Origin of the sequence: Planococcus sp. PAMC 21323 (assembly GCF_000785555.1) — a bacterium.
Taxonomy (GTDB): domain Bacteria; phylum Bacillota; class Bacilli; order Bacillales_A; family Planococcaceae; genus Planococcus.
On the sequence record NZ_CP009129.1, the window covers coordinates 55,698 to 74,999 of the forward strand.

A 19,302-nucleotide genomic window follows, 5' to 3' on the forward strand; every position below is an offset into this window, starting at 1 on the left:
TGGGTTCTGAATCGTAGCGAAAGTCTGTGACTATCGAATTCTTGATGACACGAAAAAAAACCGACGCTTTGAAGGAGGGTAAACTGAATGCTCGAAATAGAAAAACCAAAGATTGAAACGGTTGAGATCGATAATAATGCCAAGTTTGGTAAGTTTGTTATTGAACCTCTTGAGCGTGGATATGGAACCACTTTAGGAAACTCCTTACGTCGAATCTTACTTTCATCTTTACCTGGCGCAGCTGTTACTTCTATTCAAATTGATGGCGTACTACACGAATTCTCCACTGTTGAAGGTGTAGAAGAAGATGTAGCAACAATTATCTTGAATATTAAGAAGCTTGCTTTGAAAATTTACTCTGACGAAGAAAAAGTCATTGAAATTGATGTAAAAGGTGATGGAACGGTTACGGCTGCAGATATCACGCACGATAGTGACGTGGAAATTCTGAATCCGGATCTATATATTGCAACAATCGCTAAAAATGGTCACTTACGTATGCGTATGTATGCGAACAGAGGCCGTGGATATGCTCGTGCAGATCAGAACAAACGTGAAGATCTTCCAATTGGCGTTATCCCGATTGACTCTATTTACACTCCAGTTTCACGCGTAAATTTCCAAGTGGAAAACACTCGTGTGGGTCAACTTGCTCATTTTGACAAATTATCTCTTGATGTTTGGACAGATGGCAGTATTGGTCCAAAAGAAGCGATTGCACTAGGAGCAAAGATTTTTACTGAGCATTTAAATATCTTCGTAGGATTAACTGATGAGGCACAAACGGCTGAAATCATGGTTGAAAAAGAAGAAGACCAAAAAGAAAAAGTATTAGAGATGACTATCGAAGAACTTGATCTTTCGGTTCGATCTTACAACTGCTTAAAACGTGCGGGTATCAACACGGTACACGAACTAGCGAGCAAGTCGGAAGACGACATGATGAAAGTACGCAACCTCGGACGCAAATCACTTGAAGAAGTTAGAGTGAAGTTGGAAGATTTAGGCCTTGGCCTTCGCAAAGAAGACTGAGTGTTAAGATCGGATCCGAACTATTGAACAAAGGAGGGAAACTTCAATGAGAAAGCTTCAACGTACAAGTTCTCAACGTAAAGCACTATTACGTGACCTTACAACAGACTTAATCGTACATGAACGCATTCAAACGACTGAAGCTCGTGCGAAAGAAGTGCGTTCGACTGTAGAAAAAATGATTACACTTGGTAAACGTGGAGATCTACATGCTCGCCGTAAAGCAGCAGCTTGGATGCGCCGTGAGTTGGTAACAACTGCAGACGCTGAAGGCAACGAAACTACAACTTATGCATTGCAGAAATTGTTTGATGATGTTGCACCACGTTACGCTGACCGTCAAGGCGGTTACACACGCATTATGAAAATGGGGCCTCGTCGCGGAGATGGCGCACCTATCGTTATTATCGAATTGGTTTAATCAATTGAAGGGGGTTAATAGCCCTCTTCTTTTAGCATTATGATTTATACGACAATATGAAAAGCTGAGTGTTATGATGAGCGAGCCGAAAGGCGGCGTCTCGTCTAGCTCTACGCACCTCATTCAACCCTGGCTTAAGCAACCGGGGAAGCCATAGAGACAGAAAAGCGCATTTCTCTGAATGAGGTGCGCGCTTTTTTTATTTATTTTTAGTTTTACAAATGCGCATAACAACCAGTAGAGTAGAGAAGAGCCAAGCACGTGTTAGAGGAGGTCAGCTTAGATGAATTCGATTATTTTGTCATTCGAAAATGTGACATTTACATATACGCAAGAAGACGAGTCGGTAAAACCGGCCGTAAAAGATTTGTCATTTTCCATTCAAGATGGAGAGTGGATTGCTTTAGTGGGCCATAATGGTTCAGGAAAGTCGACTATCGCCAAGTTAATGAATGGATTGTTGTTTCCGCAAGCTGGAAAAGTAGAGGCGATGGGCAAGTTAATGTCAGAAGAAAGTTTGTGGGATATTCGTTCCCAAATGGGTATGGTGTTTCAAAATCCAGACAATCAATTTGTAGGAGCAACGGTTCAAGATGACGTAGCTTTTGCGTTAGAAAATAATGGTGTGCCGCATGAAGAGATGGTTGTCCGTGTTAAAGAGGCGCTACATCAAGTGAAAATGTCTGATTACCTCGATCACGAACCGCATCATTTATCAGGTGGCCAAAAGCAACGCGTGGCAATTGCGGGGGCACTTGCTTTGCGTCCGCGTTTATTGATATTAGATGAAGCAACATCTATGCTCGACCCGCAAGGCCGCATGGAAGTCATCGAAACCATTCGTGAACTTCGAAAAGAGACAGGGTTAACGGTCATCTCGATTACACATGATTTAGAAGAAGCTGCGCTCGCTGATCGTATTTTGGTAATGAATGCGGGCGAAAAGCAATTAGAAGGCAAGCCGAAAGAGATTTTTCTTTCTAGTAACGAACTAACGAGTTTAGGCCTCGATTTGCCATTCTCCATGCGCATGACACATTTATTGCGTGAAGTTGGTATTGAGTTACAAGGAGAACATATGACAGAAGACGAATTGGTGGATGAACTATGGACATTTTACTCCAAGAAGTAGGATATAGTTATGCAAAAGATACACCGTTTGAAAAACGAGCATTAACGGATGTCTCATTGCATATTCCTTCTGGTTCCTATACAGCAATCATTGGCCATACTGGGTCTGGTAAATCGACGGTTCTTCAGCACTTGAATGCGTTGTTAAAACCAACAGAAGGGTCGGTCATGATTGGTAAGCGTAAAATTGAAGCGGGAGTGAAAGCAAAAAATTTACGTGATGTGCGTCGGCAAGTCGGAATTGTCTTTCAGTTTCCTGAACAACAGCTTTTTGATGAAACGGTATTAAAAGATATTATGTTCGGGCCATTGAATTATGGAGTACCTGAAGAAGAAGCAAGTCGTCGTGCGCATGAGTTAGTTGAACAATTAGGCTTACCACCTGAAGTATTATCGAAATCTCCTTTTGATTTGTCAGGTGGACAAATGCGCCGCGTAGCAATTGCCGGTGTTTTGGCAATGGAACCGGATGTCTTAGTACTAGATGAACCAACGGCGGGGCTAGACCCGCGTGGTCGTCGCGAAATTATGGACTTGTTCCACCGGCTTCATATTGAAAAAGGGCTGACAACGGTCCTCGTGACTCATAGTATGGAAGATGCAGCGCGTTACGCAGATAACGTTGCCATTATGCATAACGGACACTGTGTAGTTACAGGCGAACCTGTAGATATCTTTTCAAATGAAGAGCAGTTACGAGATTACCGACTAGAACCGCCACGGACGATCCGTCTCCAACAGAAGTTTGAAGAAAAAATGGGCATTAAGCTCGGCGCCATTTCATTAACAGAAGAAGCATTGGCTAAAAATATTGCACTTGTTTTGTCGGAAGGACGTGATTCCGAATGATGGAGAAAATGATTTTTGGCCGTTTTATTCCTGGAGACTCATTGATTCATCAGATGGATCCGCGAGCAAAAATTGCATTTGTTTTCGTGTTTATCGCCATCGTCTTTATTGCAAATGACGCAGTGACCTATGGTATTCTTTTAGGCTTTACACTATTAGTGGTGTTTTTATCAAAAATTCGCTTGTATTTTTTAATAAATGGATTGAAACCGGTCTTTATTTTACTGATTTTTACGTTTTTCCTTCATCTATTCTTTACACGTGAAGGCGATTTACTAGTGGATATCGGGTTTATTAAAATTTATGAAGAAGGATTGAGGCAAGGGATATTCATATCAATTCGCTTTTTAGTATTGGTATTTATCACCAGTATTTTAACGTTGACGACTTCACCAATCTCGATTACAGATGGTATTGAAGTGTTGCTTGGTCCACTTAAGCGAGTTAAATTGCCTGTTCACGAACTAGCATTAATGATGTCTATTTCTCTGCGGTTTATCCCGACATTAATGGATGAGACAGGAAAAATCTTGAAAGCACAAATGGCTAGAGGATCAGACATCGGCTCAGGGCCGATAAAAGAGCGCATTAAAGCGGTTGTACCTTTACTGATCCCTTTGTTTGTTAGTGCCTTTAAACGAGCAGAAGACCTTGCCACAGCCATGGAAGTGCGCGGTTATCGCGGAGGAGAAGGTAGAACGCGTTATCGTCAATTGAATTGGCGCTTACTAGATAGTTTGAGTTTGGTGGTATTGGTGGGGCTTGCCGGAGTACTTGTCTACTTCCGTGTATAAGGGAGAGTAATTATGAAACGATTAAAAGCGACAATCTCATACGATGGTTCGGGGTTTGCGGGTTACCAAGTGCAGCCCGAAACACGCACGGTGCAACTTGAATTAATGAAAGTCTTAGAGACCATCCATAAAGGAAAAGTGGTTCAAGTAGTTGCGAGCGGACGAACAGATGCTAAAGTTCATGCGACGGGTCAAGTGATTCATTTTGATACAGAATTGTCGATTCCGATAAGTGGTTGGTTAAAGGCGCTTAATGTTTTATTGCCGGAAGATATTCGGGTCAACTCGATTGAAGAAGTGGATAGCTCTTTTCATGCGCGCTATCATACATCGGGCAAAACATACCGTTATAAATGGGATCGTAGTCAAATCATTAGTCCGTTCACGCGCAGTTTAATGGTTCACGTTAAACAGCCATTAGATGTAGAAGCTATGAGAAAAGCGTCGTTGGCCATTATTGGTACACATGATTTTTCTAGTTTTTGTGCAGCGAACACAGCGGTAGTCGATAAAGTCCGAACCATAAAGCGGTTAGATTTTGAAGAATACGGCAATGAATTGCATATGGTAATAGAAGGAACTGGTTTTTTATACAATATGGTGCGCATTATTGCGGGAACTTTGGCGGAAGTCGGCATGGGCAGAAGACACGCTGAGGAACTCGAAAAAATTGTAGCCGCAGCTGATCGAGATGCTGCTGGAATTACGGCTCCGGCGCATGGTCTATACCTAGAAAACGTGATGTATCAGAGCTGAAGCAACTTTTCCTGGTGTTTTTAGAAAAGCGCTTGACTTTTGTTGGTTTTCGTTATAACATGATGTATGGTATTTTCATTACCCCCACGATATGCCCCGGAAGGTTATTTGTGTTAAGGGATAACGAAAAAACGGAACAGCGGAACACTGTAATAGAACTTAAAAGAGACGATATATTAGGAGGACAATATACATGCGTACAACATTCATGGCTAAAGGTCACGAAGTAGAGCGTAAATGGTTAGTTGTCGATGCAGAAGGGCAAACTCTTGGACGTTTAGCTTCTGAAGTCGCTTCAATCTTACGTGGTAAATACAAACCAACATTCACACCAAACGTTGACACTGGTGATCACGTGATCATCATCAACGCTGAAAAGATTCACCTTACAGGTAACAAACTTGCAGACAAGATCTACTACCGTCACACTCAATACACTGGTGGATTGAAACAACGTACTGCACTTGAAATGCGCACAAAATACCCAACAAAAATGCTTGAAATGGCTATTAAAGGGATGCTTCCTAAAAACTCTTTAGGTCGTCAAACGTTCAAAAAGCTGCATGTCTATGCTGGCCCAGAACATAACCACCAAGCACAACAACCGGAAACTTACCAGCTTCGCGGGTAATCATTAGTAAATAAGAGGAGGATACACCTTTGGCACAAGTTCAATATATTGGCACAGGTCGTCGTAAAAACTCAACAGCTCGCGTACGTTTAGTACCGGGTGACGGCACAATTACAATTAACAACCGTGACGTAGCAGACTACGTTCCTTACGAAACACTACAACAAATCATCAAACAGCCACTAGTTGCTACGGATACTCTAGGAAGCTACGACATCCTAGTAAACGTAAACGGCGGTGGATTCACAGGCCAAGCCGGAGCAGTCCGTCACGGTATCGCACGCGCTCTACTAACTGTAGACCCTGCATTCCGTCCTGCGTTGAAATCTGCTGGGTTGTTAACACGTGACCCACGTATGAAAGAACGTAAGAAACCAGGTCTTAAATCAGCACGTCGCGCACCTCAGTTCTCAAAACGTTAATAGACTTATTGATACACCAGCGTTTACGAACCTTTATTGGTTCAAGTTGGTTCAAATCAATAATTTGTATTACAACGAATTTAAAAGATTTAAAGCATCGGCATCCTGCTGGTGCTTTTTTTCTGGCATTAATTCGAGGTAATAGTTTTGAGTCGTTTGAATATTGATATGTCCGAGTCTTTGGGAAACATAGGCAATATCAATGTTTTGGGAAAAAAGGAATGATGCGTGTGTATCCCGTAAGCCATGGAAGGTCGTTTTTGGGATCTTTAGCTGTGCTAATAGGTCTGAGAGTAATTCAGACTGTTTGAAGCCGCTAAAGCCAAAAATATAGCCATTATCCTTTGGAGGGATCTTCTTTACAAGATTGTATACTTCCTGATTAATGGAAACATCTCGTTTAGCATTTTGGGTTTTTAATGACGTATCAGCAGAGGTCGGACTAATTGAATGTCTAACTTCAATACCGAACTGATACAAGCTCTCAGGGCGTATAGCCAATAACTCACCGCGTCGCATACCTGTTTCCAATGCAAGTAATACTAATAGGTTAAATTCGTCTACTGGATGCTGTAAGAGATAGTTCCGAAGCTTTTTAAGGTTAGTGATAGATAAGGCCTTATTACGCTTAGGAAGCGTCTTACCGCGCGTTTTTACTAAGCGGGCAAAATCGTTTGCAATGTATCCCCGAGCATAAGCATCACGTAAGGACGTTTTAATCTTAAGAAGTACTTCATGTGTTGTTTTGCGTGAATGAGTTTTAGCATATTCGTCAATTTTCTTCTGAACGACAATATCATTTAAATCTTTTAATCGAATATCTTGAAACAAATTTTTCACTACTTGAGATGTCCGAAGGTAATTTTGAAACGTTGTTTCTTTTACGTCATTAATTTTTACGAGGTAAATCCATCGCTCAAAAAAGTCTGCAAATGTCGTTGTTCTCTCTGCTAGTTCTTTACCTCCTCCTTTGGCTAACTCCATTTCCAACGCCCAAAGTTCTGCTTCTTTTTTCGTTGAAAACGTTTGAGATAACTTATTATGTTTACCGTGCTTGTATAAAGAAATTTGTGCTCGATATGCTTTTCCTCTTTTTACAATGCTAGCCATACTATCAAATCCTCTCATAAAAATAGTTGATAGGATGCTAGTTGAATACAAGTGAATTGTATTCTGTACTTAGCATATTATCAACTATTAATTGTTTAAATAGATTGTTTCTCGATGAACTTTATTAAAGACTCTATGGTGTATCGTTCTTGTCGACCAATCATAAAACGATTAAGTTTATCGTGAGAGCGTATATATTTGTCAAATGACTTTGGGTCTACGCCAAGAAAGCTTGATGCTTGTTCTCGGGTTAAAAGATACGGATAATCTTTCAATATACTTAGCGTGTTCATTAGCATATCTTCTCCTTATGAAATATTTATTTGAATGGATAACCTTGCTTCGTATACAGGACAGAATACTTTTTAAGCCATGATAAAACTTCATCGGTAGGCTCGTAATTTTCAAATTCATCTTGAAGAAATGCAACGCAATTTTTAAGCCCTTCATCTCCCCAGATACGCCGGACTTTAAATAAGTAAGGAAAGAGTCCAGAACCACTTAAAATATGCATCTGTGACTGTTCGAGCAAGTTGTTCCGTGGCGAAGGGGTGTTAAATACAAAACTCCTTTGATTGAGTAAATCAATCATCTTTTTTGTATACGTGGTTGGTTTTTCTGATTTGCCATAATAGAACTGGTAACGATCAGTTAATGCTGAAACGAGTAAATCTTTTAACTCAACGTCCGTTTTTATAGTTTGCAGTTGCTCTGACAACCCATGCGCATAAGTCCCTTTAAAGACCGCTTCAAAACGCACCCAGTTTTCACATTGGATTGCTTCTTCATAACGAACACCTAATGTTTCAACTTGTTCCTTTTTCTTATCATAAACTCTCAATAGTGACTTAATATTTTTGCCTTTTGAACCTACATAAAAAGTTGATGTTATATTATTTTTTGTAATAGCTGATAGATCTGAGTGATTCTTTCTTCCAGCAGAGGTTTTAATAATTTGATTTTTTTTAGAAATTTGATTGTAAATAGTGTTTACATTCAATTTTTCATTAATAAAATCAATTGCAATATCAATTCTCGAAATTCTGGAAGTGTATAAACTGTTATTATTTACGTTTGTGAGAAACTGATGAATCTGTATGGAACTATTGAACAGTAATTCATTTTGCTCTCTGTATTCCATCCATGCTTGCGCAGAAAATTTTATGCAAATTCCCATCTGTATAAAGTCCTCGTGGTAAGCGATAGCGAAGTAATATGGCTTATTGTCGCAAACAAAACCATTTGAATATCCTTTAGGCAAAGAATATGCCACTTCTTTTAGTTCGCCTAACAAAGTTTCTAATTTTGACAGGTGAATGAATTCATCAATGAGTTTGAGAGCCATACTTTCCCAACCTTCGATATAGTCTGGTCTTTTGGTAGGCTGCAAAACTAAAGTAAACTCATCGATTTGAACATCCAACAAAGTAATCACTCCTTTCAAGACCTGAAACGTTGATAAATCAGCATTGCTGAGAATTTTATTGTTATGCGGAGCGGGGGTTATTACATAACCCCCGCTCACGATTTTAAGAGATTCACAGCCTCTAGGATGTCAAAATCCAGATAGCTGAAGTGGCAAATTTTAGGTGAGTTTGCTATGATCGGACAAGTAAAGACTCCTTGACCTAATGAAAGTTCTTTTTCGGGTACATCTACTCCTGCGCCAAATGCTGTTGTGTAAGTCTGTTTTTCAGCGTTACCAAGTACAAACTTTACTGGTAAGTTTTCACGTAAACTAGTTGGCAACAATGTAGCGTCAGACTTCTGCATAACAATCCAAATAAAAAATCCTAATTGTCGTCCCTGTAAAACTACTTGAGATAGAAGCTTCATTACTTCATCACGCTTTTTTTTATCCATCGTCTGCAATATTGTCTGAAAACTAGCAAATTCATCAAATATAAAGATATACGGCTCGTAGTGGAAATCAGCGTATGTTGCTTCCAATTTCGTACTAAGATCTTTTTTTATATCTTTTTTTCTAACTTCCATAGCTTCGTTAAAGACTTGCAGTAATTTAACAATGTCGTCTATAGAAGTGGCGGTATTTTCTTGTGAAAGTCGTTCGCCAAGAACTGCAAGACTCGAATTTTTGGGATCAGCAAAGTAAATATTGTATGGCACATTTTTAGTTAACATTTGTAGGATAAGCGAATAAAGTGCATATGTTTTACCTGAACCAGTTTGTCCGACTAACAAAGTGCCATATAATGAGATTGAGACAGATTTGTCAATAAAAAGCGTGTAATCATTTGATTTAGAAGAGTGGTTCCTTAGTTCCTGAATATTCCGGAATTTGAGCTGCTGATCAATGTTACTGTCATAAATTTCAAAGATGTAATAAAGTTCATCATTTGATAAATATGCTCTATCAACTATGAAATTATCCAAGGCAAAGGAAATGTTTACAACACTTATATCTTTGTTGAGGTTGATGTTTTCAACAAATAACTTCGCTTTTGAATATTCGTTGAAAAACACTAATTTAATTTTTGGTAGTTCTGCCACATCTGTATTAAAGTAAACTCTCTTGTTGTAATAGTTAGCGTCAAGAAAGGCTTTACGCAGCTTTAGAAGGGTAAGGTAGTGGGATATAGCGTATTTCATACCTTTATAAGCCTTGTTGCGAAATAACCATATAATTACTTGAAACATGAATATGACTGCTACAAGTGTCATAAGCGGTCTACTTAATTGTATAAAGACTCCCAACTTTAGTTGGGAGTCAATATAGTTTAGGGATAACACCAGAATACTAAGCATTAAGTAAGCACTGTTTATGAAAATACCATTCTGGTGTCGCTGCGTTCTTAACTTACTTCGTTTGAACATTAACTTTTTCCACGTTTTTAAATCGGAGGAGCAAGTCGAATCCTATAACAAACGATTTTTCTGGAACAAAATCAACTAAACGTACAAAATCGCCTTTTTGAATATCCACGTGATCTTTTCCGTTTAATATCGTGACTCCAAAATTACTTAGCGTGTTATCATCACGCTTCATGCCAGTTTTTTTATCATAACCGTAATCTGTATCGTCTTTGACAACTAACAAATTTACAAAAACTCCTGTTTCACTAGGGTCTTTTTTATTTGTATATGGTCGCTGTGAAGCAAACTTGTACAGATTATGTGTCTTTTTTAAAAATTCGTCTGCTTTAAATTTTGTTTCTGTAAATACCCACGCATTATTAATCGGCATAGTGCATAACCTCTTTCTGTCAATTTTTTAAATACTCTTCTTCAATTACGGTGAGTTCATTTAAAGTAGTTGCAGCATTATCTACATTTTCGATGATCAACTTAATATTTTCGAAATTAAGAGTAATGGGATCGAAATAGAATTCAATCAAACATTTTTCTAAAACTTTTTTAGCTTCTTCAATGTTCGTTTTATTTAAGTGATCTTTAAAATCTTGGAAAAATAATCCCACATTACTAACTTCTTTATATTTCCAATTATCTTTATGCCCATGTAAGTTCGGGTAATTAGATCGCATAGTTTTCTCCTCCTTTCTCAACTGTGACTTAAGTATATCATTTATCTAGGTTTTTATAAGGAAATTCATGAGGAAAAATTGATGGGGAAAATTAAGCGATACTATAGTATTAAAGGTGATTTTGTTATATAATTATTAAGATTCATGAGGAAAGAGGGATTAAGATGATTTGGAATTTAGATGAAGAAGTAAAACAAAAAGAAATACTTGAATATTTTGAGGGGAAATATGAAGAAAAGAGGATTGTCACTCAAAGAACAATAAGGAATTGGATGAAAGAGTTAAAAATCGAGTGCATTCAGCCAACTCCTAAAAGAAATGCAGATAGACGTTATAAAAAAGAGGATGTTTTAAAGTTAGAACAACTAAAAATGGATTTTTTATTTAAACAGAAATATAAAAGACAAGAGAAAGAATATGAAAAGCAAACATCTAATCATTTGAAACAAAAGGCGATAGATGAATTTGCAAAAGGTATCAAGCTTGAGGAAGATTATTTTAGATATTTAAATCTTCCTTCACATGAAAGAATGTCGGAAGATTTTGAACTTCAGATAGAAATTCAGGCAGATAATATAATTAAACAAGATATGCTAGAGCTGTGTTTTAAAAAACTATTTCCAGATATTCTTCTTGATAAAGAAGAGTTAAAAATGAATTTATTAATAGTAGATTCAAGTATCGATTCAAATGATACTGAGAGAGGTATTGCGTTAGATTATTTAGAAAGGAAATTATATATTAAACATTAAAAATAAAAATTATATCTAGTTATAAAATGTTATTATATTGCTAACACTACATTCAGGAGGGCTCTTTGTGAAAAATGAAACACAAACAGATATATGGGTTTATAATATGGCGAAAGAAGCTAAAATAGAATTATTTCCACAAGGTTCAAGCATAGTTCAAATTGATAAATCATTAACAAAAGCTAGTAAATCAGGTTCTGGAAATGTTGGAAGACCAGATTTTACTAGTTTAATAGAGACAGGCAATGATGAATTTTTAATATTGATTGAAAATAAAAAAGATACATCAAGACATGTTAAATACAATAGTGACGGTGTAATTGATTTAGATAGTAAGTCAGTTCAAGAGTTTGCTGTTAATGGTGCTTTGTATTATGCATTACATTTATTAAAAGATGAAAAAGTACCATTTAAAAAGATATTCGCTGTAGGGATTAGTGGAGGAGAAAAGCGCCACCGTATTACCCCTATTTTTATTGACGACAGTTTACAATATAAAGAGCTAGAAGAAGTAGAAACATTAGTTAACTTTTCAAGTAAAAATATTCATACCTATTATATGAATAATGTTCTCGACGAAGAAACTAATGTACAAAAAGAATCGACTCAGATTTTGCAACTTGCTAGGGAATTACATGAAGCACTCCGGACTTATGGCAACTTACAAGAACGTGATAAACCTCTAATAGTAAGCGGTATTTTATTGGCTTTGCGCGAAGGAGAATATGGAGGGTTTAGCGTTAGTCAGCTAACTGGAGATAAGAATAATCCAGATGGTTATAAGATCTATCAAGCTATCGAAAGTAATCTAAGACGTTCAAATATTTCTCCGGAAGCAAAACGAGATAAATTGATGGCTCAGTTTTCTATATTTAAAACGGATGCACACATAAATAATAAAAATGATGAATTAGGTATGACTTCATTAAGGTACTTCGCAGAATTTCTATGGGAAAATATATATCAAGATATTAGATTTACTGGATCTCACCATGATTACTTGGGGAATTTTTATAGTGAGTTTATGTCTTATAGTGGTGGAGATGGACAAGGGTTAGGGATTGTTTTAACGCCAGCCCATATAACACAATTATTTTGTGATTTAGCAGATTTAAAAGTAGATGATGTAGTATTTGATCCGTGTTGTGGAACAGGAGGGTTTTTGATTGCTGCTATGCATAATTTACTGTCAAAAACAGACGAAGATGATGAAGTGAAAAAAAGACAAATTCGTCAAAGGCAATTGCATGGGATAGAATTACAAGATTATATGTTTACAATTTCGACTACAAATATGATTTTACGTGGAGATGGAAAATCCAACTTAAGAAATGAAAATTTTCTAATTCAAAACTCAGCTAAAATACAAAGTGAGATCATGCCCACGATAGGCATGATAAATCCTCCTTATAGTATGGCAACGCGAACTAAAGACAAAGAGCAGTATGAGATTAACTTTATTAGTCGTATGCTTGATAGCCTTGTCGAGGGAGGGCAAGGTATAGCTATCGTTCCTCAATCTACGGTAACTGGTAAAACAAAAATTGAAAAAGAAATTATGAGAGATATCTTAAAGAAACACACACTTAAAGGGGTTATTACATTAAATAAGGAAACGTTTTATGGTGTAGGTGTAAATCCTTGTATAGTTGTATTTGTCGCCGGTATTCCACATAGTAAAAATTTCAAAAGTAAATTTATAGATTTTAGTAATGATGGATATAAAGTGGCGAAGCATATTGGTTTGATTGAAACTCCGGAAGCTAAAGATCGGAAAAATTTATTGCTAAATGTATGGAGTGGAGAAATAGAAGCGCAAAATGAATTTTGTGTAGAAACAATTATCGAACCTGAAGATGAATTATTACATAGTTTCTATTACTTTAATGAAGAACCACCTACGAGTGAGGAATTTGAAGAAACACTTGCTGACTATCTATCATTTCAGTTAGATATGGTTCTTCATGGTCGTGATTATCTTTTTGGAGGAGATGATGATGACGATGATGATAAATAAGTTTGAAACATGGGGAGAATTTGAAATTGGAAATATTTTCGATATAAAATCTTCTAAGAGTGGTATAGATAAAAACAAGTTAGTAGAAGAAAGTGGAAATGTACCATATATCACTAGAACTAATTTAAACAATGGCGTAGAAACATTTATTGGAGAAAGGCAACGAAACAGATTTCAAAAAGATAAAGGAAACGCTATTATTATTGGTTTGGATACTCAAACTATTTTTTATCAAGAAAAATCATTTTATACTGGACAAAATATTCAAGTTTTAAGAAACTCTCGTTTAAATAAATACAATGCTTTCTATATAATTCCTTTGTTGAAAAAGCAAATGAAAAAATTCAACTGGGGTGGAAATGGGGCAACCTTAACAAGGTTGAAACGTACTAAAATTATACTGCCTGTAGATCAAAGTAATGATGTCTGTTGGGGTTACATGGAGAATTATATAGAAGAAAAAGAAAATAGAGTAAGAAAAAAAATAATAAATTTTCTTGGGCAAGAATTAGCAAAGATAGATAGTGTAAATGAAATATCACTAGATGGTATAAAATGGAGCAATTTTATAGTAGAAGATTATTTTGATAATAGAATAGGGAAAAGCTTAGATGCAAACAAATTAGATGTTAAATCGGGGAGAATGTCATACGTAACCAGAAAAACAACTAATAACGGAATTGATGGGTTTTTAGAAGCACAATCTAAAAAATATCTAAATGAAGATTTCCCTGTAATTACAATAGGTAATGAAACTGCTAAACCTTTTTTGCAAAACTATCCATTTTATACTGGTACTAAAGTTAATTGTTTAAGACCCAAGGAAGAATTATCGGAATACGCATTATTATTTTTTATTAGATGCTTAGAAAATGTATGTAAAAAATATAGTTATTCATTTACTATAAATTCAACTAGGTTGAAAAAGCAGAAGGTATTACTTCCAATCAATGATGATAATGAACCTGATTGGGAATTTATGTCCAACTATATGAGATATATTATGAGTAACAAGATAAAACAAACTATTAAAGCGTGGGAAAATATAAGTGTATTCAACTAACATCTGTAAGTCTGGTTCAAAATGGTTCAAATTGCATCAATTTTCATCCTGAATTGTACTTCTGTATCCATATAATAATATCTTTCGTGACTGATACAGATGGTTGCAAACGGATGAGGTATACTCAAATTTTATAAGAGTATTTCTCAAAACGTTAATTTCGATTTTCGTTTACAAAGCACTTTCCGAAGAAATTCGGAAGGTGCTTTTTTTATGTTCAAATGCAAAGCAAGACGGGTAAAGTAGAAGAAAAGAGGAGGGGGAAAGATGAACCGAATCAACTTGATTTGTCTAGGTGTAAAAGATATGACAACAGCGGTTAAATTTTATCGGGATGGCCTTGGCTTTCAAACAGCTGAAAGAGAGAGCGATCCAGCAATTGTTTTCTTTAATTCATCTGGAACAAAATTAGAATTGTATCCATTAGAGGAGTTAGCGAAAGACATTGATGAACAAAATCCGCCGACTGGCACGGGGTTTGCAGGTATTACATTAGCGTACAACGCGAAGTCTAAAGAAGAAGTAGATCAAGTCATAGATTTGGCAAGAAACGCTGGAGGGAAAATTGTAAAAGAACCTCGAGAAGTTTTCTGGGGAGGTTATTCAGGTTATTTCACAGACCCGGACGGTTATTACTGGGAAGTGGCTTGGGGACCAGAATTTACGTACGATGACCAAGATATGTTGATCATTGACTCTTAAGTGGAGTAGCTACTCAAGTTAAGCTTAAAAAAAGAAGCCACTCTAGATCTTTCGCGTCAGGAAGAGAAGAGTGGCTTATTCATTTTTCTTATAAGACCGAATACATTAAAAATAAGATTTGCTGTGCTATACTTTATGGTGAGCAAAATTGATAGGGAGTGTATCGATATGTTAACTGAAGTACAAGTACGCGAATTACTCGGAGCGTTAGAAGATCCGTTTTTACATAGATCGTTGACTGAAACAGAGGGCATTACATCTGTAACGATCAAGGAAGAGAAAAAACACGTGAGTGTGAAGTTGGCAATTGCCAAAACAAACACACCAGAACAAATGCAACTACAAATGAAAGTAGTTGAGTTATTAAAAGGAGCGGGAGCGGATTCTGTCGGTATTCGTTTTGAAGAGTTGCCACCTGAAGCGTTAGCGAAGTTCCGCGGAACGGCAACCGAATCAGAAGCGCAAGATTTATTGTCTCCATTAAACAAAGTAGAATTTATTTCGATCGCTAGTGGTAAAGGCGGCGTTGGTAAATCAACCGTCTCTGTCAACTTGGCGATCGCGTTAGCGCGTCTCGGTAAAAAAGTTGGATTGATCGATGCGGATATCTACGGCTTTAGTGTGCCGGACATGATGGGCATCGATAAATCTCCAGTTGTTCGCGGCCAGACGATTATTCCAGTTGAACGATTTGGTGTGAAAGTTATCTCGATGGGCTTTTTCGTAGAAGATAATATGCCAGTTGTATGGCGTGGTCCAATGCTTGGTAAAGTGTTAGATCAATTCTTCCGCGATGTAGAATGGGGAGATTTGGATTATCTTCTATTAGACTTGCCACCAGGCACAGGAGATGTTGCACTCGACATTCACCAAATGCTTCCGGCTTCTAAAGAAATCGTCATCACGACGCCGCACCCGACTGCAGCATTCGTCGCAGCACGTGCTGGAGCGATGGCAATTCAAACAGATCACGAAGTATTAGGTGTTATCGAAAACATGTCATGGTACGAAAGCGCAGAGACGGGCAAGAGAGAATACCTCTTTGGTCAAGGAGGCGGACCGAAACTTGCAGAAGAATTACGTACGCCGCTACTTGGACAGATTCCAATGGGTCAGCCTGACTGGAACGAAGAAGACTTTGCTCCATCTGTCTACTTGGAAGATCATCCGACAGGAAAAATTTACGAAGACATTGCGAATCAAGTCATTAAACAATTCGCCGATAAAAAATAAAAGCTTGATCAGTCCGGAAGCCTCTATTGGTTTCCGGACTTTTATTTTGGAAGGATAACAATAGGATGTGGCGATTCAGTAACAAAGGATTCGATATTCGTGATTTGTTCACAGTCTATTGGTTACAGTGAATGGATTTTTCAATAGCCGGTTGGTACAATCTTAAAAGAACTTTAAATAACGGAGGCATTCAATTGACAATACGAAACTGGGTTAAGTTTTTCTTTAAAGCTCTTTTAATAGGTGGAATTGTAACAGGGGTACTAGGATTATTCGTTCGCTGGGAAGATGTATTTGCAGAACCATTCAGCAACGGGCAATGGGGAGAGTTTTTAGCAGGATTTGTTTGGCTCGTCATTATCGGGTTGACGATGAGTATCATTAGTCAGCTTTGTTTCTTTGCTTACTTGACGGTGCATCAAATCGGGATGAACATTTTCCGCACATTGCGCTTATGGAACTGGATACAGCTTTTAATTATTGTCGTAGTTATAACAGATTTGATCCTATTCCGTTTTGCGCCAAATGCACAAACAACAGAACAAGTTTGGTTATATGGAACATTATTGACAATTTTGATTGTTACAGGAGTCGTTACGGCTTATGTTAAAGCGAAATGGACAAACAAAGAAACTTTTATTTCTGCGTTGTTCTTTATGATTGTTATTACAACAGTTGAGTGGCTTCCTGCCTTGATGGTAGAAGCAGGAAATATCGACAGCTGGGTTACGTTGTTATTGTTCCCATTCTTAGCGGTAAACGCTTATCAACTATTGGTATTACCAAAATATAACGCACAGTCCGACGTGGATCGTCAAAAGCTAGAAGAGCGACGTGCTGCAAGAAAAGCAAAATCAGAATAATGTTTTTTTAAGAAAAGATCATTTGTCCACTGGTTTCAGCAGAGTGGACAGGTGATTTTTTATTCTTTGAAAAGTTAGCTTGATCTGAAGGGGGCGCAGGTGGCTGTAGGGGTGGAGGGTTTTTGGTGGGGTTGAAAAAGTAGAAGTACAGAAGGAAAAAGCAGGTTTCGAGAAAAACTTTCGCGAAAGTGTTGACAGGAGTCTAATCATGCTTTAATATAATAAAAGTCGCCAAGCAACGACGAACAACATAAACAAAACGGCGGCACTTAATATTAACAACTTGAACCTTGAAAACTGAACAGCAAAACGTCAACAAACAGCAACGGTCGCGCAAAACGGCCCGCGCAAAACTTACTGATCAGCATTGCGCAGATCAAAGCGAATCGTGCGTCTTTGGACGGCGATACGCCAGCAGTATTGAGCAATCAACACTACTCTATAATGGAGAGTTTGATCCTGGCTCAGGACGAACGCTGGCGGCGTGCCTAATACATGCAAGTCGAGCGGAACTTTGGGAGCTTGCTCCCATTGTTTAGCGGCGGACGGGTGAGTAACACGTGGGCAACCTGCCCTGCAGATCGGGATAACTCCGGGAAACCGGTGCTAATACCGAATAGTTTGCGGCCTCTCCTGAGGCTGCACGGAAAGACGGTTTCGGCTGTCACTGCAGGATGGGCCCGCGGCGCATTAGCTAGTTGGTGGGGTAATGGCCTACCAAGGCGACGATGCGTAGCCGACCTGAGAGGGTGATCGGCCACACTGGGACTGAGACACGGCCCAGACTCCTACGGGAGGCAGCAGTAGGGAATCTTCCGCAATGGACGAAAGTCTGACGGAGCAACGCCGCGTGAGTGACGAAGGTTTTCGGATCGTAAAACTCTGTTGTGAGGGAAGAACAAGTACCAAGTAACTACTGGTACCTTGACGGTACCTCACCAGAAAGCCACGGCTAACTACGTGCCAGCAGCCGCGGTAATACGTAGGTGGCAAGCGTTGTCCGGAATTATTGGGCGTAAAGCGCGCGCAGGCGGTTCTTTAAGTCTGATGTGAAAGCCCACGGCTCAACCGTGGAGGGTCATTGGAAACTGGAGAACTTGAGTGCAGAAGAGGAAAGTGGAATTCCATGTGTAGCGGTGAAATGCGTAGAGATGTGGAGGAACACCAGTGGCGAAGGCGACTTTCTGGTCTGTAACTGACGCTGAGGCGCGAAAGCGTGGGGAGCAAACAGGATTAGATACCCTGGTAGTCCACGCCGTAAACGATGAGTGCTAAGTGTTAGGGGGTTTCCGCCCCTTAGTGCTGCAGCTAACGCATTAAGCACTCCGCCTGGGGAGTACGGCCGCAAGGCTGAAACTCAAAGGAATTGACGGGGGCCCGCACAAGCGGTGGAGCATGTGGTTTAATTCGAAGCAACGCGAAGAACCTTACCAGGTCTTGACATCCCACTGCCCGGTGTAGAGATACACTTTTCCCTTCGGGGACAGTGGTGACAGGTGGTGCATGGTTGTCGTCAGCTCGTGTCGTGAGATGTTGGGTTAAGTCCCGCAACGAGCGCAACCCTTGATCTTAGTTGCCAGCATTCAGTTGGGCACTCTAAGGTGACTGCCGGTGACAAACCGGAGGAAGGTGGGGATGACGTCAAATCATCATGCCCCTTATGACCTGGGCTACACACGTGCTACAATGGACGGTACAAAGGGTTGCCAACCCGCGAGGGGGAGCCAATCCCATAAAACCGTTCTCAGTTCGGATTGTAGGCTGCAACTCGCCTGCATGAAGCCGGAATCGCTAGTAATCGTGGATCAGCATGCCACGGTGAATACGTTCCCGGGCCTTGTACACACCGCCCGTCACACCACGAGAGTTTGTAACACCCGAAGTCGGTGAGGTAACCCTTGTGGAGCCAGCCGCCGAAGGTGGGACAGATGATTGGGGTGAAGTCGTAACAAGGTAGCCGTATCGGAAGGTGCGGCTGGATCACCTCCTTTCTAAGGATAAATTCGGAACCGAGTTTTCTCGG

Annotated in this window: 20 protein-coding genes and 1 rRNA gene; 15 read left to right on the plus strand and 6 right to left on the minus strand. The window is 38.9% G+C overall.

Translation table 11 applies throughout. The annotated features are described in order from the left end of the window. Nucleotides 1-87: 87 nt before the first annotated feature. The 8 genes from PLANO_RS00330 to rpsI all read left to right on the plus strand — a co-directional run bounded on the left by PLANO_RS00330 (nucleotide 88) and on the right by rpsI (nucleotide 6,036). The gene (locus PLANO_RS00330) at nucleotides 88-1,032 is read left to right on the plus strand and encodes a DNA-directed RNA polymerase subunit alpha (RefSeq protein WP_038701934.1); all 945 of its coding nucleotides are present in this window, start codon (nucleotides 88-90) and stop codon (nucleotides 1,030-1,032) included. Nucleotides 1,033-1,078: 46 nt separating this feature from the next. Continuing rightward, a complete protein-coding gene (rplQ, locus tag PLANO_RS00335) occupies nucleotides 1,079-1,453 on the plus strand; it encodes a 50S ribosomal protein L17 (protein WP_008432531.1) in 375 nt (124 codons plus the stop codon). A gap of 283 nt (nucleotides 1,454-1,736) precedes the next feature. Then, a complete protein-coding gene (locus tag PLANO_RS00340) occupies nucleotides 1,737-2,585 on the plus strand; it encodes an energy-coupling factor ABC transporter ATP-binding protein (RefSeq protein ID WP_038701936.1) in 849 nt (282 codons plus the stop codon). Further along, on the plus strand, nucleotides 2,561-3,433 hold the full coding sequence (locus tag PLANO_RS00345; RefSeq protein WP_038701938.1) for an energy-coupling factor ABC transporter ATP-binding protein: 873 nt from the start codon (nucleotides 2,561-2,563) through the stop codon (nucleotides 3,431-3,433). The genes PLANO_RS00340 and PLANO_RS00345 overlap by 25 nt, the downstream gene beginning before the upstream one ends. Next, the gene (locus tag PLANO_RS00350; protein ID WP_038701940.1) at nucleotides 3,430-4,227 is read left to right on the plus strand and encodes an energy-coupling factor transporter transmembrane component T family protein; all 798 of its coding nucleotides are present in this window, start codon (nucleotides 3,430-3,432) and stop codon (nucleotides 4,225-4,227) included. The genes PLANO_RS00345 and PLANO_RS00350 overlap by 4 nt, the downstream gene beginning before the upstream one ends. Before the next feature lie 12 nt (nucleotides 4,228-4,239). Continuing rightward, complete coding sequence (truA, locus tag PLANO_RS00355) at nucleotides 4,240-4,983, plus strand: tRNA pseudouridine(38-40) synthase TruA (protein WP_038701942.1); 744 nt, start codon at nucleotides 4,240-4,242, stop codon at nucleotides 4,981-4,983. A gap of 193 nt (nucleotides 4,984-5,176) precedes the next feature. Next, nucleotides 5,177-5,614: a 50S ribosomal protein L13 gene (gene rplM, locus PLANO_RS00360; RefSeq protein ID WP_038701944.1), complete on the plus strand. Its 438-nt coding sequence runs from the start codon at nucleotides 5,177-5,179 to the stop codon at nucleotides 5,612-5,614. A gap of 29 nt (nucleotides 5,615-5,643) precedes the next feature. After that, nucleotides 5,644-6,036 carry a 30S ribosomal protein S9 gene (gene rpsI, locus PLANO_RS00365; protein WP_038701946.1) on the plus strand — a complete coding sequence of 131 codons (393 nt, stop codon included), beginning with the start codon at nucleotides 5,644-5,646 and terminating at the stop codon, nucleotides 6,034-6,036. Nucleotides 6,037-6,105: 69 nt separating this feature from the next. Here the strand turns inward: rpsI and PLANO_RS00370 are convergent, their stop codons facing one another. From PLANO_RS00370 to PLANO_RS00395, 6 genes are all read right to left on the minus strand, one after another. Continuing rightward, nucleotides 6,106-7,146 (minus strand): tyrosine-type recombinase/integrase, encoded by a 1,041-nt coding sequence (locus PLANO_RS00370; protein ID WP_038701948.1) that lies wholly within the window; start codon nucleotides 7,144-7,146, stop codon nucleotides 6,106-6,108. Between the two features lie 95 nt (nucleotides 7,147-7,241). Continuing rightward, nucleotides 7,242-7,439 (minus strand): helix-turn-helix domain-containing protein, encoded by a 198-nt coding sequence (locus PLANO_RS00375; protein WP_231554739.1) that lies wholly within the window; start codon nucleotides 7,437-7,439, stop codon nucleotides 7,242-7,244. 26 nt (nucleotides 7,440-7,465) lie between these two features. Further along, nucleotides 7,466-8,572, minus strand: a complete 1,107-nt coding sequence (locus tag PLANO_RS00380; RefSeq protein WP_038701952.1) for a replication initiation factor domain-containing protein — start codon at nucleotides 8,570-8,572, stop codon at nucleotides 7,466-7,468. A 95-nt stretch (nucleotides 8,573-8,667) separates the two neighbouring features. After that, nucleotides 8,668-9,804 (minus strand): FtsK/SpoIIIE domain-containing protein, encoded by a 1,137-nt coding sequence (locus PLANO_RS00385; protein WP_197053096.1) that lies wholly within the window; start codon nucleotides 9,802-9,804, stop codon nucleotides 8,668-8,670. 160 nt (nucleotides 9,805-9,964) lie between these two features. Beyond that, the gene (locus PLANO_RS00390; RefSeq protein ID WP_038701954.1) at nucleotides 9,965-10,351 is read right to left on the minus strand and encodes a hypothetical protein; all 387 of its coding nucleotides are present in this window, start codon (nucleotides 10,349-10,351) and stop codon (nucleotides 9,965-9,967) included. 19 nt (nucleotides 10,352-10,370) lie between these two features. Next, on the minus strand, nucleotides 10,371-10,649 hold the full coding sequence (locus PLANO_RS00395) for a hypothetical protein (protein ID WP_038701956.1): 279 nt from the start codon (nucleotides 10,647-10,649) through the stop codon (nucleotides 10,371-10,373). A gap of 164 nt (nucleotides 10,650-10,813) precedes the next feature. On the opposite strand from PLANO_RS00395, the gene PLANO_RS15750 reads away from it, so the two are divergent. The 7 genes from PLANO_RS15750 (at nucleotide 10,814) to PLANO_RS00430 (ending at nucleotide 19,270) form a co-directional block, all read left to right on the plus strand. After that, nucleotides 10,814-11,401: a MerR family transcriptional regulator gene (locus PLANO_RS15750; protein ID WP_081976605.1), complete on the plus strand. Its 588-nt coding sequence runs from the start codon at nucleotides 10,814-10,816 to the stop codon at nucleotides 11,399-11,401. Between the two features lie 67 nt (nucleotides 11,402-11,468). After that, the gene (locus PLANO_RS00405) at nucleotides 11,469-13,418 is read left to right on the plus strand and encodes an HsdM family class I SAM-dependent methyltransferase (RefSeq protein WP_038701958.1); all 1,950 of its coding nucleotides are present in this window, start codon (nucleotides 11,469-11,471) and stop codon (nucleotides 13,416-13,418) included. After that, nucleotides 13,399-14,481 (plus strand): restriction endonuclease subunit S, encoded by a 1,083-nt coding sequence (locus PLANO_RS00410; protein ID WP_038701961.1) that lies wholly within the window; start codon nucleotides 13,399-13,401, stop codon nucleotides 14,479-14,481. The genes PLANO_RS00405 and PLANO_RS00410 overlap by 20 nt, the downstream gene beginning before the upstream one ends. Nucleotides 14,482-14,748: 267 nt before the next feature. Further along, entirely contained in the window at nucleotides 14,749-15,183 is a 435-nt protein-coding gene (locus PLANO_RS00415) for a VOC family protein (RefSeq protein WP_038701963.1), read from the plus strand. A 168-nt stretch (nucleotides 15,184-15,351) separates the two neighbouring features. Next, nucleotides 15,352-16,416, plus strand: a complete 1,065-nt coding sequence (locus PLANO_RS00420) for an Mrp/NBP35 family ATP-binding protein (protein WP_038701965.1) — start codon at nucleotides 15,352-15,354, stop codon at nucleotides 16,414-16,416. A 194-nt stretch (nucleotides 16,417-16,610) separates the two neighbouring features. Beyond that, nucleotides 16,611-17,279 (plus strand): KinB-signaling pathway activation protein, encoded by a 669-nt coding sequence (locus PLANO_RS00425; protein ID WP_038701967.1) that lies wholly within the window; start codon nucleotides 16,611-16,613, stop codon nucleotides 17,277-17,279. 441 nt (nucleotides 17,280-17,720) lie between these two features. After that, a 16S ribosomal RNA gene (locus PLANO_RS00430) occupies nucleotides 17,721-19,270 on the plus strand. Nucleotides 19,271-19,302: the final 32 nt, after the last annotated feature.

What these genes read in the sequence shown, in the direction of transcription:
- PLANO_RS00330 (WP_038701934.1), top strand. Translation starts at nt 88, where the DNA reads ATGCTCGAAATAGAAAAACCAAAGATTGAAACGGTTGAGATCGATAAT.
- rplQ (WP_008432531.1), top strand. Translation starts at nt 1,079, where the DNA reads ATGAGAAAGCTTCAACGTACAAGTTCTCAACGTAAAGCACTATTACGT.
- PLANO_RS00340 (WP_038701936.1), top strand. Translation starts at nt 1,737, where the DNA reads ATGAATTCGATTATTTTGTCATTCGAAAATGTGACATTTACATATACG.
- PLANO_RS00345 (WP_038701938.1), top strand. Translation starts at nt 2,561, where the DNA reads ATGGACATTTTACTCCAAGAAGTAGGATATAGTTATGCAAAAGATACA.
- PLANO_RS00350 (WP_038701940.1), top strand. Translation starts at nt 3,430, where the DNA reads ATGATGGAGAAAATGATTTTTGGCCGTTTTATTCCTGGAGACTCATTG.
- truA (WP_038701942.1), top strand. Translation starts at nt 4,240, where the DNA reads ATGAAACGATTAAAAGCGACAATCTCATACGATGGTTCGGGGTTTGCG.
- rplM (WP_038701944.1), top strand. Translation starts at nt 5,177, where the DNA reads ATGCGTACAACATTCATGGCTAAAGGTCACGAAGTAGAGCGTAAATGG.
- PLANO_RS00370 (WP_038701948.1), bottom strand. Translation starts at nt 7,146, where the DNA reads ATGGCTAGCATTGTAAAAAGAGGAAAAGCATATCGAGCACAAATTTCT.
- PLANO_RS00375 (WP_231554739.1), bottom strand. Translation starts at nt 7,439, where the DNA reads ATGAACACGCTAAGTATATTGAAAGATTATCCGTATCTTTTAACCCGA.
- PLANO_RS00385 (WP_197053096.1), bottom strand. Translation starts at nt 9,804, where the DNA reads ATGTTTCAAGTAATTATATGGTTATTTCGCAACAAGGCTTATAAAGGT.
- PLANO_RS00390 (WP_038701954.1), bottom strand. Translation starts at nt 10,351, where the DNA reads ATGCCGATTAATAATGCGTGGGTATTTACAGAAACAAAATTTAAAGCA.
- PLANO_RS00395 (WP_038701956.1), bottom strand. Translation starts at nt 10,649, where the DNA reads ATGCGATCTAATTACCCGAACTTACATGGGCATAAAGATAATTGGAAA.
- PLANO_RS15750 (WP_081976605.1), top strand. Translation starts at nt 10,814, where the DNA reads ATGATTTGGAATTTAGATGAAGAAGTAAAACAAAAAGAAATACTTGAA.
- PLANO_RS00410 (WP_038701961.1), top strand. Translation starts at nt 13,399, where the DNA reads ATGACGATGATGATAAATAAGTTTGAAACATGGGGAGAATTTGAAATT.
- PLANO_RS00415 (WP_038701963.1), top strand. Translation starts at nt 14,749, where the DNA reads ATGAACCGAATCAACTTGATTTGTCTAGGTGTAAAAGATATGACAACA.
- PLANO_RS00420 (WP_038701965.1), top strand. Translation starts at nt 15,352, where the DNA reads ATGTTAACTGAAGTACAAGTACGCGAATTACTCGGAGCGTTAGAAGAT.